Source organism: Salinispora cortesiana, assembly GCF_000484695.1.
Classification (GTDB): domain Bacteria; phylum Actinomycetota; class Actinomycetes; order Mycobacteriales; family Micromonosporaceae; genus Micromonospora; species Micromonospora cortesiana.
In genome coordinates, this window is the sequence record NZ_AXVR01000009.1 from 92,954 (window position 1) to 108,186 (window position 15,233).

Sequence of the window (15,233 nt, forward strand, 5' to 3'; positions counted from 1 at the left end):
ACCCACGGCAGCGCGAGGCGTCTCCCATGCAGTCACGACCGCACGGGAGGCGCCTCGACGCCGTCTCCGGACCACTCACCCCCCGTACCCCACGGATCGTGGCGGCCCGTCGACTGCACCGCCGCCGTGACCGCGAGGCCACCGGTCGGTTCCTGGCCGAGGGCCCGCAGGCGGTCCGCGAGGCCCTGGCTCGCCCGGGCACGGTCCTGGAACTCTTCGGTACGCCGGCCGCCCTGGACCGGTACCGGGATCTGGCCGCTCAGGCGACCGCCGCTGACCTACCCGTCTCCGAGGTTACCGACGCGGCACTCGCCGGGCTCGCCGAGACCGTCGCTCCCCAGGGCCTGATCGCCGTCTGTCAACACCTCGACCTGCCACTGGCCACCGCTCTCGCGCGAGCGCCGCGGCTGGTCACCGTCCTCGCTGACATCCGCGATCCGGGCAACGCCGGCACGGTCCTGCGTACCGCCGACGCGGCCGGAGCCCAGACGGTGGTTTTCGCCGGTACGGCCGTGGACCCCTACAACGGCAAGGTGGTGCGGGCGTCGGCGGGCAGCCTGTTCCACGTGGACGTGGTGCGGGCACCCGATCCGCTGCAGGTGATCGCCGACCTGCGGGCCGCCGGGCTCGCCGTGTTGGCCACCACCGGATACGGCGCGGACGACCTGGACGATCTGATTGATGCCGGCCGGTTGGCCGCCCCCACCGCTTGGGTCTTTGGCTCCGAGGCGCATGGCTTGCCCGCCGAGCTGACCGCGGCCGCCGACGCCCGGGTTCGGGTACCGCTGCATGGGTGGGCGGAGAGCCTTAACCTGGCTGCCGCGGCGGCGGTGTGCCTGTACGCTTCAGCGAGAGCGCAGCGCCGGCCCTCATCCCCGCGCCCGGTCGAGGCCACAACTGCGATCGAGACAGCAGCAAAGGAGAGCGGCCGCCCGTGAACGCGAAACGGCGTTCGTTTAGCCAGCCCGCCGGTGCCGGCGGGCGGCGGGCCTGACCCGCTCTCCGCACGACTCCCACCGGCGGGCTGCGGCACAGCCGCGCGTCCGTAGACTCGCTTCGCCGCCTGACAAGGCCGGCGCCGCCGTGAGGGAGTGCCTGTAAGCCATGTCCTACCGCAACGACCCGTACGACCCGAAGCAGGTCGCCCTGCTCGACCCGGCCGCACTGGCCGAGGCTGTCACCACCGCCGAGGCGGCGTTCGCCGCCGCCGCCAATCCGGATGAGCTGACCGCGCTGCGCCCGGCCCACCTCGGGGACCGGGCCCCGGCGTCGCTGGCTCGACGTGAGATCGGCGCGTTGCCGCCGGCCGCCAAGGCCGACGCCGGCAAGCGGGTCAACGAGGCCCGCCGGTCGATCGAGAGTGCCTACGCCGCGCGCGCGCAGGTACTGGAGCGGGAGCAGGCCGAGCGGATGCTGGTCGAGGAGCGGGTGGATGTCACCCTGCCGTCCGACCGGCGTCCGGTGGGGGCCCGCCACCCGGTTAGTACGTTGATGGAGCAGATCACCGACTTCTTCGTCGGAATGGGCTATGAGGTGGCCGAGGGCCCCGAGGTCGAGTTGGAGTGGACCAACTTCGACGCGCTCAACATCCTGCCGGACCACCCGGCGCGGGGGTTGATGGACACCTTCCACGTCGCGCCGGAGCACTCCGGCACGGTGCTGCGGACCCACACCTCGCCGGTGCAGGCGCGGACGATGCTGACCCGCACGCCGCCGATCTACGTGATCTGCCCGGGCCGGGTCTACCGGACCGATGAGTTGGACGCCACCCACGCGCCCGTCTTCCACCAGGTCGAGGGCCTGGTGGTGGACCGCGGCATCACGATGGCGCACCTGCGCGGCACGCTGGACCACTTTGCTCGGGCGATGTTCGGGCCCGAGGCGCGAACCCGCTTCCGGCCGCACTACTTCCCGTTCACGGAGCCGTCGGCGGAGTTCGACGTCTGGTTCCCGGAGCACCGCAAGGGTGCGCAGTGGGTCGAGTGGGGCGGCTGCGGCATGGTGAACCCGCGGGTGCTGCGGGCCTGCGGGATCGACCCGGCGGTCTACTCCGGATTCGCCTTCGGCATGGGCATCGACCGTACGGTCATGTTCCGGCACGGCGTCGGCGACATGCGGGACCTGGTGGAGGGGGACGTCCGGTTCACCCGGGCGTTCGGGTACGGCGCGTAGGCGCGGGCACGAGTTACGGAGACGGTGATCTGAGTCATGCGAGTTTCTGTCAGTTGGCTGCGTGAGTACGTTGACCTACCGGCCCACCTGACCCCAGCCGACCTCGAGCAATCCCTGGTCGGCCTCGGTCTCGAGGTGGAGTCCGTGGTGGACCTGGCCGGTACGGTCACCGGGCCGCTGGTCGTCGGCGAGGTGCGGGAGATTGAGGAGCTGACCGGCTTCAAGAAGCCGATTCGCTTCTGCCGGGTGGACGTGGGTGACGCCAACGGCACCGGTGAGTTGCAGGAGATCGTCTGCGGGGCGCGCAACTTCGCGGTCGGCGACCGGGTGGTGGTGATTCTCCCCGGTGGGGTGCTGCCCGGTGACTTCGCCATCGGGGCGCGCCGGACGTACGGGCGTAACTCCAAGGGCATGATCTGCTCGGCGAAGGAGTTGGGCCTCGGCGACGACCACGGCGGCATCATCGTGCTGCCCGATTCCAGCCCCGCCAAGCCGGGCGACGACGCCCGCCCCGTGGTGGGCCTCGATGATGTGGTGGTCGAGGTGGAGCTGACCCCGGACCGGGGTTACCAGATGTCGGTGCGGGGGATCGCCCGGGAGCTGTCGCACGCGTTCGGGGTGCCGTTTCGGGACCCGGGGCTTGCGTCCGCCCCGGCCGGAACCGAGTCTCCCGCGTATCCGGTGGAGGTGCGGGATCCGGTCGGCTGTGACCGGTTCGCGGCGCGAATGGTCCGCGGTGTCAACCCGGCCGCGCCGTCGCCGGCCTGGATGGTCCAACGGCTCACCACCGCCGGCATCCGCAGCCTCTCGTTGCCGGTTGACATCACCAACTACGTGATGCTCGAGCTGGGCCAGCCGATGCACGCCTTCGACGCCGACCGGATTACCGGCTCGCTGGTGGTCCGCCGGGCGGTGGCGGGGGAGCAGCTGACCACCCTGGACGGGGTGGCGCGCACACTGGTCGCCGAGGACATGGTGATCTGTGATGCCGGGCTGCCGAACCCAGCCCCGGCTGCTGGCGCGGACGCCGGTGTCCCGATCTCGCTCGCTGCTGTGATGGGTGGGGAGAGCAGCGAGGTGGTCGCGGAGACCAGCAACGTGTTGTTCGAGGCTGCCCACTGGGACCCGGTGATGGTGGGGCGCACGGCCCGCCGGCACCGGCTGTTCAGCGCGGCGGCCAAGCGGTGGGAGCGGGGCGTTGACCCGGCCCTGCCGTTGGTCGCCATCGACCGGGCGGTTCAGCTGCTGGTGGAGCATGGTGGTGGCGCGGCCGGTGCGGAGATCCTCGATATTGATCATGTGTCGTCGCCGACCCCGGTGGTCATGCCGGCGGATCTGCCAGCTCGACGGGTCGGGGTGGCCTACTCGCCGGACCGGGTGGCTGCCCTGCTCACCGAGGTCGGCTGCACGGTCGTGACCGGCCCGGATCGGCTCGCCGCGGATCCGGGTGAGGTGGGCGTCGCCGCTGGTGGCGCGGTGTCGTTCCGGGTCACCCCGCCGTCCTGGCGACCCGACCTGACCGACCCGGCCGACCTGGTCGAGGAGGTGGTCCGCCTCGACGGCTACGACCGGGTACCGGCGGTGCTGCCGGTGGCCCCCGCCGGTCGGGGCCTGACCTGGCAGCAGCGGCGTCAGCGGGCGGTGGCCAGGATGCTCGCCGACCAGGGGTACGTGGAGGTGCTCTCCGCGCCCTTTGTGGCAGTCGAGCTGGCTAACCAGCTGGGCCTGCCGGCCGATGATGCCCGGCGGCGGGCGGTGCGGCTGGCCAACCCACTGTCGGAGGAGGAGCCGGCGCTGCGGACGACGCTGCTCGGCCCGCTGCTCGGGGTGCTCCGACGGAACCTGGGTCGAGGCCAGCGGGACCTCGCGCTGTACGAGATCGGCACGGTCTTCCACTCGCGGGCAGAGGTCGGCACTCCGCCGGCGATGGGGGTGGAGCACCGGCCGTCGGACGCGGAGTTCGCCGCCGCTGACGCGGTGCTGCCGGAGCAGCCGCGGCACGTCGCCGTGGTCCTCGCCGGTGAGGTCGAGCCGGGTGGCTGGTGGGGCGAGGGACGTCCGGCTGGCTGGGCGGACGCGGTCGCGGCGGCCCGGATGGTGCTCACCGCCGCCGGCATACCCGAGGACCGGGTGGCGGTACGGGCCGTGGAGCGCGCCCCCTGGCACCCCGGGCGCTGTGCGTCTCTGGTGGTGGATGGCGTGGCGGTCGGGTACGCGGGAGAGCTGCACCCGGCGGTGATCGCCGAGCTGGAGCTGCCCCGCCGTACCGCTGCGATGGAGCTGGATCTGGACGCGGTCCCGGCGGCCCCGGTGCGGCAGGCCCCGGTGATTTCGTCCTTCCCGCCTGCCCTGATCGATGTGGCGCTGGTGGTCGATGCCGATGTGCCGGTGGCGGAGGTGCAGGGGGCGCTGGTGGCGGGGGCCGGTGCGCTGTTGGAGTCGGTTCGGCTCTTCGACGTGTACGCCGGTGAGCAGCTCGGCGCGGGTCGTCGGTCGTTGGCGTACAAGCTGACCTTCCGGGCGCCGGACCGGACGCTGACGGTGGAGGAGGCGGTCGCGGCGCGGGACGCAGCGGTTGCCTGTGTCGCGGAGCGCTTCGGCGCTACTCTCCGCGGCGTGTGAGGGCAGACCTCGCCTCTTCCCGCAGTTCAAAGGGCCCGCGTCGCGTATCGCGACGCGGGCCCTTCCCGTAGGTGGCGGCCGGTGACTCAGAACACGGCCTTATCACCATGCAATGCTTTGTATGATCATGCAGTCGCTGCTAACCTTCCCTGCATTGTTATACGGAGGTAGGTATGGGGATCCGAGTCGCGGTCGCTGGGGCGAGCGGCTATGCCGGGGGCGAACTGCTGCGCCTGATCACCGGGCACCCGGAGTTCGACCTGGTCGCTGCCACCGCACACAGTCAGGCCGGGCACCGGCTGGACACCGTGCACCCGCAGCTGACCGGGCTGGATCTGGTGTTGGCCAAGACCGACCCGGCGGCCCTGGCCGATGCCGACCTGGTCTTCCTGGCGTTGCCCCACGGTGAGTCGGCGGCGCTGGCCGCGCAGTTGCCGCCGGAGGTGCGCGTGGTCGACCTCGGTGCCGATCACCGGCTGGCCGACCCGTACGCCTGGGCCAACTACTACGGCGGCACCCACGCCGGGCAGTGGACCTACGGTCTGCCCGAGCTGCCGGGTCAGCGCGAGCGGGTCGCCGCCGCGACCCGGGTGGCCAACCCCGGCTGTTACGCCAGCGCCATCATCCTCGCGCTTGCCCCGCTGATCGCCGCCGGCGCGGCCCAGCCCGCCGACGTGGTGGTGGTGGCCGCCTCCGGGACCTCGGGCGCCGGTCGCGGCACCAAGGCACACCTGCTCGCCAGCGAGGTCATGGGTGACCTGTCGCCGTATCGGGTCGGCGCGCACCAGCACGTTCCGGAGATCAAGCAGGCGACCGGGGCGACCAGCCTGTCGCTCACCCCGGTGCTGGCGCCGATGCCACGGGGGATCCTCGCGACCGTCACCGCCGTGCCCGTACGCGAGGTCGACCCGCAGGCGGTGCTCGCCGAGGCGTACGCGGACGCGCCCTTCGTGCACGTGTTGCCCGAGGGGCGGTGGCCACACACCGCCGCGACCCTCGGCTCCAACTCCTGCCATCTGCAGGCGACCGTTGACGTTGACGCCGGGCGGTTGATCGTGGTCAGCGGCCTGGACAACCTCGGTCGGGGCGCGGCCGGCCAGGCGGTGCAGAACGCCAACGTCATGCTCGGCCTGCCGGAGGCCACCGGCCTGTCCGTCTGGGGAGTTACCCCGTGAGCGTCACGACTCCCCGTGGATTCCGGGCGGCCGGGGTGTCCGCCGGGCTCAAGGAGAGCGGGGCCGCCGACGTCGCCCTGGTCGTCAACGACGGCCCGCACGCCGGGGCAGCCGGTGTCTTCACCGCCAACCGGGTGAAGGCCGCGCCGGTGCTCTGGACCCAGCAGGTCGTCCAGGGCGGTCTGGTTCGCGTGGCGGTACTCAACTCGGGCGGTGCCAACGCCTGCACCGGCCCCGGTGGCTTCCAGGACACCCACGCCACCGCGGAGCACACCGCGGCGGTACTGACCGCCGTCGCCCCCGGATTGGACCTTGGCGCGGGCGAGGTGGCCGTCTGCTCCACCGGTCTGATCGGCGAGCGGCTCCCCATGGACCTGCTCCTGCCCGGGGTGGGTACGGCGGTCGGGGCGTTGAGCCAGGACGGCGGAGCGGCCGCCGCCGAGGCCATCATGACTACCGACTCCCGGCCGAAGAACGCGGTCGGGCACGGTGCGGGTTTCACCGTGGGTGGGATGGCCAAGGGCGCGGGCATGCTCGCGCCGGCGATGGCCACGATGCTCAGCGTGCTCACCACCGACGCGGTCGCTGACCCGGAGACCCTGGACGCGGCGCTGCGGGCCGCCTGCCGGGTGACCTTCGACCGGGTCGACTCGGACGGGTGCATGTCCACCAACGACACGGTGCTGCTGCTGGCCAGCGGTGCGAGCGGCGTCGTGCCCAGCGAGGCCGAGCTGACCGCCGTGGTCACCGCCGTCACACACGACCTCGCGCAGCAGCTCGTCGCCGACGCCGAGGGCGCCACCAAGCAGATCACGATCGACGTGGTCGGCGCCGCGAGCGAGGACGACGCGGTCGAGGTGGGCCGGAGCGTGGCCCGGAACAACCTGGTCAAGACCGCACTGTTCGGCAACGACCCGAACTGGGGGCGCATCCTCGCCGCCGTCGGCACCACCGCTGCGGCGTTCGAGCCGGAGCAGGTCGATGTGGCCGTGAACGGGGTGTGGGTGTGCCGGGGCGGCGCCGCCGCCGAGGACCGGTCCAAGGTCGACCTCAGCGGCATGGACGTGACGATCTGCATCGACCTGCAGGCGGGCGCGGCCGCGGCGACGATCTGGACCAACGACCTGTCACACGGGTACGTGCACGAAAACTCGGCGTACTCGTCGTGAACACGAGGATCGCCGCGTGGCGCGGCACCGCAACCGGAGACGGAAGGCAGGTTCGGGCATGAGCTCCACCGCGGATCTCACCGGCGCTCAGGCCAAGGCCGCCACCCTGATCGAGGCGCTGCCGTGGCTGGCCCGGTTCGCGGGCTCGACCGTCGTGGTCAAGTACGGCGGCAACGCCATGACCGATCCGGAGCTGCGGCGGGCGTTCGCCGCGGACATGGTCTTTCTCCGCTACGCCGGCCTGAAGCCGGTCGTGGTGCACGGCGGCGGACCGCAGATCTCGGTGATGCTGGATCGACTCGGCATCGACAGCGAGTTCCGGGGCGGGCTGCGGGTCACCACGCCGGAGGTGATGAACGTGGTCCGGATGGTGCTCCTGGGGCAGGTCGGCCGGGAACTGGTCGGGCTGATCAACGCGCACGGTCCGTTCGCGATGGGGCTCTCCGGCGAGGACGCGGGTCTGTTCACCGCGGTGCGACGCTCGGCGTACGTCGATGGGCGGCCGGTCGACGTCGGCCAGGTCGGCGATGTGGAGTCGGCGGACATCTCGGTGGTGACCGACCTGCTCGAGGCCGGCCGGATCCCGGTGCTCTCGACCGTGGCCCCGGATGCGGACGGAGTGCCGCACAACCTCAACGCGGACACCGCCGCGGCGGCGTTGGCGATCGCCCTGCGGGCGCGCAAGCTGGTGGTCCTGACCGATGTGCCGGGCCTGTACGCCAACTGGCCGGACCGGTCCAGCCTGATTGGTGAGGTCACCGCGAACGAGCTGGCGAAGCTGCTGCCGTCCCTGGAGTCGGGGATGGTCCCAAAGATGGAGGCGTGCCTGCGGGCGGTGCGCGGGGGCGTGCCCGCCGCGCACGTCGTGGACGGGCGGGTCGCGCACTCGACCTTGCTGGAGATTTTCACCTCGGAAGGCTTCGGAACAATGGTGATTCCCGGATGAGCCCGCTCCTTGACCGCTGGCAAGAATCCATGATGGACAGCTACGGCACACCGCCGCTCGCACTGGTCGGTGGGGCCGGCGCCGTGGTGGTCGACGAGACCGGCCGGGAGTACGTGGACCTGCTCGGCGGCATCGCCGTCAACACCCTGGGCCACGCCCACCCGGCGGTGGTCTCCGCCGTCTCCAAGCAGGTCGCCACGCTGGGGCACGTGTCGAACCTGTACGTCGCCGAGCCGCCGGTGGCCCTGGCCGAGCTGCTGCTCGCCCTCGCCGGCCGACCGGGACGGGTCTTCTTCGCCAACTCGGGCGCCGAAGCGAACGAGACGGCGTTCAAGATCTCCCGGCTCACCGGACGGACCGAGGTCGTCGCGACCCGGGGCGGCTTCCACGGCCGCACCATGGGGGCGCTGGCGCTCACCGGCCAGCCAGCCAAGGCCGACCCGTTCCGTCCGCTGCCCACCGCCGTCACCCACGTCGACTACGGCGACAGCGCCGCACTGGCGGCGGCCGTCACCGACGCGACCGCCATGGTGATCCTGGAGCCGATCCAGGGGGAGAACGGCATCGTCGTACCGCCCGCCGGCTACCTCGCCGAGGCCCGCCGGATCACCGCCGAGCACGGTGCCCTGCTGGTGCTCGACGAGGTGCAGACCGGGATCGGCCGCACCGGGCACTGGTTCGCCCACCAGGCCGAGGGCATCGAACCGGACGTGGTGACGCTCGCCAAGGGCCTCGGTGGTGGTCTGCCGCTCGGCGCCTGCATCGCCTTCGGCCCCGCGGCCGACCTGCTGCGTCCCGGCTCACACGGCACCACCTTCGGGGGGAACCCGATCAGCTGCGCCGCCGGGCTGGCGGTGTTGTCCACGATCGCCGGCACCGGGCTGCTCGACCACGTCGAGCGGGTCGGGGACCAGCTCCGCCGGGGCATCCAGGCGCTCAACCATCCACTGGTCGCCGAGGTGCGGGGCGCCGGCCTGCTGCTCGGGATCGTGCTGACCGCGCCGGTCGCGGCGGTCACCGTCGAGGCGCTGCGGGAGACGGGCTTCCTGGCCAACGCGGTGCAGCCGGGTGTCATCCGGCTTGCCCCACCGCTGATTCTCACCGCCGACCAGGCCGACGCCTTCCTGGCCGCCCTGCCGGCCGCCCTCGACGCGACCCGCGCTGCCGCCGGCTCGACCCCGGCCGGCCCCGACCCGACCCGCGCCGCCGCCGCCTCGACCCCGGCCGCCGGTCCCCGGTCGGCGGGCCCGGGCAACCCCAGCCCGCCGGCCCAACCGGCCAGAATTCCGACCCCGACCACCCCAACCACGACGGAGGCCAGGGCATGATCCGGCACTTCCTGCGGGACGACGACCTCACCCCCGCCGAACAGGCGACCGTGCTCGACCTGGCCGCCGGCATGAAGGCGGACCGCTTCGGATACCGCCCCCTGGCCGGCCCGCGATCGGTGGCGGTGCTCTTCGACAAGCCGAGCCTGCGTACCCGGATGTCCTTCGACGTCGGCATCGCCGAACTGGGCGGGCATCCGCTGGTGGTGGACAGCCAGGTGACCCACCTCGGCCGGGGCGAGACCCTCGCCGACGCCGGGCGGGTGCTCTCCCGCTACGTGGCGGCGATCGTGCTGCGGACCCACGGGGACGAGCGGATCGCCGAGATCGCCGCGCACGCGACCGTGCCGGTGATCAACGCGCTCACCGACATGTACCACCCGTGCCAGCTCCTGGCCGACCTGCTCACCATCCGTGAGCACCTCGGCGGCACCGCCGGGCGGACGCTGGCCTACCTGGGCGACACGGCGAACAACATGTGCCACTCGTACCTGCTGTCCGGCGCCGCCGCCGGCATGCACGTCCGGATCGCCGGGCCCGCCGGGTTCAGCCCGGACCCGGCGGTGCTGGCCCGGGCGGAGAAGATCGCCGCCGGCACCGGCGGGTCGGTGCGTACCGGCACCGACCCGGTGGCGGCGGTCCGCGACGCCGACGCCGTCGCCACCGACACCTGGACCTCGATGGGACAGGAGTCCGACGGGCTGGACCGGATCACCCCCTTCCGCCCGTACCAGGTCAACACCGCGCTGCTCGCACACGCCGCGCCGCACGCGATCGTGCTGCACTGCCTGCCCGCGCACCGCGGCGACGAGATCACCGATGAGGTGCTCGACGGCGCGCAGAGCGCCGTCTTCGACCAGGCGGAGAACCGGCTGCACGCCCAGAAGGCGCTGCTGACGTTCCTCCTCGGAACCTCCCCGGACGCGCCGGCGTCGGGCAGCACCACCGGGCAGAGCGCATGAGCGCCCCGCTGACCCGAGCCGCCCGGCACGCCCGCATCGTCGAGCTGATCCGGGACAAGGCGATCCACTCGCAGACCGAGCTGGGCGACCTGCTGGCCGGGGACGGTATCCAGGCCACCCAGGCGACCCTCTCCCGGGATCTCAAGGAACTCGGCGCGGTCACCGTGCGCGGTGGCGACGGCCGCGGGGTCTACCTGATCCCGGAGGACGGCCAGCGTCCGTTGCGGGAGGCCGAGACCGCGCCGGCGCGTCTCGTGCGCCTGCTGCGCGAGCTGCTCAACGGGGTGGACGCCAGCGGCAACATCGCCGTGCTCCGCACCCCACCGGGTGCGGCCCAATACCTGGCCAGCGCGTTGGACCGCGCCGGCCTGCCCGAAGTCGTCGGCACCATCGCCGGCGACGACACCATCCTCGTCGTGGCCCGCGAGGCCGACGGCGGAGCCGCGCTCGGCGACCAACTCGCCGGCTGGGCCCGCCGCGAAGACAACGCTGAAAGGAGCATCACATCATGACTGAGCGGGTCGTTCTGGCGTACTCCGGAGGGCTGGACACCTCCGTCGCGATCCCGTACCTGGCCGAGCAGACCGGCGCCGAGGTGATCGCCGTGGCGGTCGACGTCGGGCAGGGCGGTGAGGACCTGGAGGCAATCCGGCAGCGGGCGCTCGACTGCGGGGCCGTGGAGTCCGAGCTGGTTGACGCGCGCGACGAGTTCGCCGCCGAGTACTGCCTGCCCGCGGTCCGGGCCAACTCCCTCTACATGGACCGGTACCCGCTGGTCTCCGCCCTGTCCCGGCCGCTGATCGTCAAGCACCTGGTGGCCGCGGCCCGTAAGCACGGCGGCACCATCGTGTCGCACGGCTGCACCGGCAAGGGCAACGACCAGGTTCGCTTCGAGGTCGGCCTGGGGGCGCTCGCCCCGGACCTGCGGATCGTCGCGCCGGCCCGGGACTACGCCTGGACCCGGGACAAGGCGATCGCGTTCGCCGAGGAGAAGGGGCTGCCGATCGACGTGTCGGCGAAGTCGCCCTACTCGATCGACCAGAACCTGTGGGGCCGGGCCGTCGAGACCGGCTTCCTGGAGGACATCTGGAACCCGCCGATCGAGGACCTGTACTCGTACACCGCCGACCCGGCCCAGCCACGGGACGCCGACGAGGTCGTCATCACCTTCGACGCCGGCAACCCGGTCGCGATCGACGGGAAGCCGGTCACCCCGTACCAGGCGATCGAGGAGCTGAACCGGCGTGCCGGCGCGCAGGGCATCGGCCGGCTGGACATGGTCGAGGACCGGCTGGTCGGGATCAAGAGCCGCGAGGTGTACGAGGCGCCGGGCGCGATCGCGCTGATCACCGCCCACCAGGAGCTGGAGGCGGTCACCGTCGAGCGTGACCTCGCCCGGTTCAAGCGCAGCGTGGACCAGCGCTGGGGTGAGCTGGTCTACGACGGCCTCTGGTTCTCCCCGCTGAAGGACGCGCTGGACGCCTTCGTCGACGACGCGCAGCAGCACGTCTCCGGCGAGGTACGGCTCACCCTGCACGGCGGACGGGCCACCGCTACCGGCCGGCGCTCCGACGCCAGCCTGTACGACTTCGGCATGGCCACCTACGACACCGGTGACACCTTCGACCAGTCCCTGGCCAAGGGGTTCGTGCAGCTGTGGGGCCTGCCCAGCAAGATGTCGGCGGCGCGGGACGCCCGGCTGGGTGGGGCGCAGTGAGCGCTGCCACAATGGGCGGGGTGGACGACAAGAGCCTGACCGAGAAGAGCGCAGCCACCAACCGGACCAGCCTGTGGGGAGCCCGCTTCGCCGGCGGCCCGGCCGAGGCGCTCGCCCGGCTGTCGGTGAGCGTGCAGTTCGACTGGCGGCTCGCCCCCTACGACCTCGCGGGGTCCCGGGCGCACGCCCGGGTCCTGGCCGGTGCCGGCCTGCTGGACGCCGAGGAGCTGGGGCAGATCCTGGCGGCCCTGGACGACCTGGAGGCAGCCTGCGCCGCCGGCACGTTCCGGCCCACCGTTGACGACGAGGACGTGCACACCGCGCTGGAGCGGGGGCTGCTGGAGCGGCTCGGCCGGCTCGGCGGCAAGCTGCGCGCCGGCCGCTCCCGCAACGACCAGGTCGCCACGGACCTGCGGCTCTACCTGCGCGACCACGCCCGGGGCGTGGCCGCTGCGCTGGTCGAGCTGGCCGAGGCGTTGGTCGAGCAGGCCGGACGGCATGTGGACACCGCGACACCGGGCATGACCCACCTGCAGCCCGCCCAGCCGGTCACCTTCGGGCACTGGCTGCTCGCCCACGTGCAGCCGCTGCTGCGCGACCTACAGCGGCTGCGCGACTGGGACCATCGCACCGCGATTAGTCCGCTCGGAGCCGGTGCCCTCGCCGGCTCCGGCCTGCCGCTGGACCCGGTGGCGGTCGCCCGGGAACTGGGCTTCCGCACGTCCTTCGCCAACTCGATGGACGCCGTCGCCGACCGGGACTTCGTCGCCGAGTTCCTCTTCACCACCGCGCTGATCGGCGTGCACCTGTCCCGCCTCGGCGAGGAGATGGTGCTCTGGACGTCGCGGGAGTTCGGCTGGGTGGAGCTGGATGACGCCTTCGCCACCGGCTCGTCGATCATGCCGCAGAAGAAGAACGCGGACATCGCCGAGTTGGCCCGAGGCAAGTCCGGCCGGCTCGTCGGCGGGCTGGTGAACGTGCTCACCATGCTCAAGGGCCTGCCGATGACCTACGACCGGGACATGCAGGAGGACAAGGAGCCCGCCTTCGACGCGGTGGACACGCTGGAGCTGCTCCTGCCGGCCCTCGCGGGGATGATCTCCACGATGACGGTACGGGCCGACCGGCTGGTCGCCGCCGCACCGGAGGGCTTCTCGCTCGCCACCGAGGTGGCGGACTGGCTGGTCCGTCGTGGGGTGCCGTTCCGCGAGGCGCACGAGATCACCGGCCAGCTGGTGGCGCTCTGCGTGGCCCGGGACTGCGCGCTCGACGAGGTCTCCGACGCCGACCTCGCCGCGGTCAGCGAGCACCTCGACCCGTCGGTGCGCGACGTGCTGTCGGTCCAGAGCGCGCTCGCCGCCCGCACCACCCCCGGCTCCACCGGCCCGGGACCGGTCGCCGAGCAGCTCGCCGCCGCCGCCGACCAGCTCGCCGGCTGGCGGGAGTGGGCCGCCGAAAAGGTCGTTCCCCGCTGACCCAGCGCACCGCAGGTGTGGGCTGCCTGCTCAGGCAGCCCACACCTTCCCGGGGTAGCGTCGCGGCTGTGACGGCGCACCCCGAACCCGCAGCTGGTCTCGCGCAGCTGGCGGGCCTGCTCGCCGGCCCGGTCGTGCCGGCGGCGCGCGGCCTACTCGGCGCCCAGCTCCGCGCCGGCGAGGTCACCCTGCGCATCACCGAGGTCGAGGCGTACGCGGGCACCGCCCAGGACCCGGCCTCGCACGCCCACCGAGGGCGTACTCCCCGCAACGCGGCGATGTTCGGCCCATCCGGGCACGTCTATGTCTACTTCACGTACGGCATGCACTGGGCCTTGAACGTGGTGACCGGCCCGGCGGGGGAGGCCTCGGCGGTGCTGGTGCGGGCGGGAGAGGTGATCGCCGGCCACGCCCAGGCCCGGTCCCGCCGTCAGACGGCGCGATCCGACCGCGACCTCGCCCGGGGACCGGCCCGGCTCTGCGCCGCACTGGGCGTTGACCGCTCGGCGTACGGGCAGTACCTGCTCGGCGACGGCACAATCCGGCTGCGTCCACCCCTCGAACCAGTGCCGGAAGCGGCCGTAGCGGCCGGGCCACGGGTCGGCGTCACCGGGGCGCACGACGTGCCGTGGCGGTTCTGGATCGCCGGTGACCCGACCGTCAGCACCTACCGCCGACACGTCCCCCGGCGACGGTCCGGTGCCTGAGCAGCCTCGCCTGGTAGCGCCGCCGGAGGGCCGCATCGATCTGGGTTAGCAGCGGCTCGACTTGGTGCATGTCGGGCCGCAGAACGGTACGGGGAGGTGGGCCGTTCGGGGCCCCGGGGACGCCGGATGGTCGATCGATCGGAGACGTTGGGCCCGATAGCCTCCATTGGGTTATGGAGGCGATGAGGTGACGTGATGTCGACCGTGATTCGCAAGGCTTCGCCACTGGCCAAGGCATTCTGGTGGACTGCGGTGATCTGTACCTGCGGGCTTTGGGCCCTTGTCCGAGGGGGCCCACAGTAGCTGAAGCTGCTAGCGCAAAGGCCCAACTCCCTGCGAGTCGGGCCTTTGTGCTGACGGTGGGTCAGTGTTGCTCGGGGAGCTGCGCGACGAATGCCTGCCATGCCTGGGGGTTGAAACGGAGGCTGCCACCATCTCGGTCCTTGGTGTCCCGTACGAACACGACGCCGGGAAGGTTGTTTGCCACCTCCACGCAAGATCCGCCGTTAGCACCCGAGTAAGTCGACTTGTGCCACTTGGCACCTGTCATGTCCATGTCTGCGCCGCTTTCTTGATGACTTCGAGTGACTGTCTATGTGAGAGGCTTTCACTTCGAACGGGTCTGCTGCACCGATGGGTGACAGTTCCAGTTACGCGGCCTGACTGGCCGGTGGGGTCATGGTGGTCTCGTACTCGATAGGGGTCAACCGGGACAGGGTTCGTTGGCGTCGGCGGCGGTGGTAGGTCCGTTCGATCCAGGTCACGATCGCGGTCCTGAGCTGTTGGCGGGTGGTCCAGGTTCGGCGGTCGAGGACGTTGTTCTGTAGCAGGCCGAAGAAGGATTCCATGGCGGCGTTGTCGCCGGCGGCGCCGACTCTGCCCATCGATCCGGTCATGTGGTGCTGGTGGAGGGCGTGGACGAATTTCCGGCTTCGGAATTGCGACCCGCGGTCGGTGTGT

General features: G+C 72.1%; 14 protein-coding genes. 12 read left to right on the top strand and 2 right to left on the bottom strand.

Annotation, left to right across the window (positions count from 1 at the left end; translation table 11 throughout):
• Positions 1-26 precede the first annotated feature (26 nt).
• From K228_RS0106890 to K228_RS0106945, 12 genes are all read left to right on the top strand, one after another.
• Entirely contained in the window at positions 27-938 is a 912-nt protein-coding gene (locus K228_RS0106890) for a TrmH family RNA methyltransferase (protein ID WP_025617760.1), read from the top strand.
• Positions 939-1,104: 166 nt separating this feature from the next.
• Positions 1,105-2,172 (top strand): phenylalanine--tRNA ligase subunit alpha, encoded by a 1,068-nt coding sequence (gene pheS, locus K228_RS0106895; RefSeq protein ID WP_025617761.1) that lies wholly within the window; start codon positions 1,105-1,107, stop codon positions 2,170-2,172.
• A gap of 36 nt (positions 2,173-2,208) precedes the next feature.
• A complete protein-coding gene (gene pheT / locus K228_RS0106900) occupies positions 2,209-4,794 on the top strand; it encodes a phenylalanine--tRNA ligase subunit beta (protein ID WP_025617762.1) in 2,586 nt (861 codons plus the stop codon).
• A 173-nt stretch (positions 4,795-4,967) separates the two neighbouring features.
• Positions 4,968-5,969 carry an N-acetyl-gamma-glutamyl-phosphate reductase gene (argC, locus tag K228_RS0106905; RefSeq protein WP_025617763.1) on the top strand — a complete coding sequence of 334 codons (1,002 nt, stop codon included), beginning with the start codon at positions 4,968-4,970 and terminating at the stop codon, positions 5,967-5,969.
• Positions 5,966-7,138 carry a bifunctional glutamate N-acetyltransferase/amino-acid acetyltransferase ArgJ gene (gene argJ / locus K228_RS0106910; RefSeq protein WP_025617764.1) on the top strand — a complete coding sequence of 391 codons (1,173 nt, stop codon included), beginning with the start codon at positions 5,966-5,968 and terminating at the stop codon, positions 7,136-7,138. The genes argC and argJ overlap by 4 nt, the downstream gene beginning before the upstream one ends.
• A 58-nt stretch (positions 7,139-7,196) precedes the next feature.
• The gene (gene argB, locus K228_RS0106915) at positions 7,197-8,084 is read left to right on the top strand and encodes an acetylglutamate kinase (RefSeq protein ID WP_025617765.1); all 888 of its coding nucleotides are present in this window, start codon (positions 7,197-7,199) and stop codon (positions 8,082-8,084) included.
• Positions 8,081-9,412, top strand: coding sequence for an acetylornithine transaminase (locus K228_RS0106920; protein ID WP_025617766.1), 1,332 nt, complete (start codon positions 8,081-8,083; stop codon positions 9,410-9,412). The genes argB and K228_RS0106920 overlap by 4 nt, the downstream gene beginning before the upstream one ends.
• Positions 9,409-10,374: an ornithine carbamoyltransferase gene (gene argF, locus K228_RS0106925; RefSeq protein ID WP_025617767.1), complete on the top strand. Its 966-nt coding sequence runs from the start codon at positions 9,409-9,411 to the stop codon at positions 10,372-10,374. The genes K228_RS0106920 and argF overlap by 4 nt, the downstream gene beginning before the upstream one ends.
• Positions 10,371-10,886 carry an arginine repressor gene (locus K228_RS0106930; protein WP_025617768.1) on the top strand — a complete coding sequence of 172 codons (516 nt, stop codon included), beginning with the start codon at positions 10,371-10,373 and terminating at the stop codon, positions 10,884-10,886. The genes argF and K228_RS0106930 overlap by 4 nt, the downstream gene beginning before the upstream one ends.
• Positions 10,883-12,091 carry an argininosuccinate synthase gene (locus K228_RS0106935; RefSeq protein ID WP_025617769.1) on the top strand — a complete coding sequence of 403 codons (1,209 nt, stop codon included), beginning with the start codon at positions 10,883-10,885 and terminating at the stop codon, positions 12,089-12,091. Before K228_RS0106930 ends, K228_RS0106935 begins: the two co-directional genes overlap by 4 nt.
• Positions 12,092-12,102: 11 nt before the next feature.
• Positions 12,103-13,566: an argininosuccinate lyase gene (argH, locus tag K228_RS0106940; protein ID WP_025617770.1), complete on the top strand. Its 1,464-nt coding sequence runs from the start codon at positions 12,103-12,105 to the stop codon at positions 13,564-13,566.
• 68 nt (positions 13,567-13,634) lie between these two features.
• Positions 13,635-14,273: a DNA-3-methyladenine glycosylase gene (locus tag K228_RS0106945; RefSeq protein ID WP_029723394.1), complete on the top strand. Its 639-nt coding sequence runs from the start codon at positions 13,635-13,637 to the stop codon at positions 14,271-14,273.
• 364 nt (positions 14,274-14,637) lie between these two features.
• Here the strand turns inward: K228_RS0106945 and K228_RS0106950 are convergent, their stop codons facing one another.
• Positions 14,638-14,823, bottom strand: coding sequence for a DUF397 domain-containing protein (locus K228_RS0106950; protein WP_025617771.1), 186 nt, complete (start codon positions 14,821-14,823; stop codon positions 14,638-14,640).
• A 100-nt stretch (positions 14,824-14,923) separates the two neighbouring features.
• The coding region (locus K228_RS0106955; protein ID WP_025617772.1) for an integrase core domain-containing protein at positions 14,924-15,233 on the bottom strand (310 nt) is incomplete at its 5' end.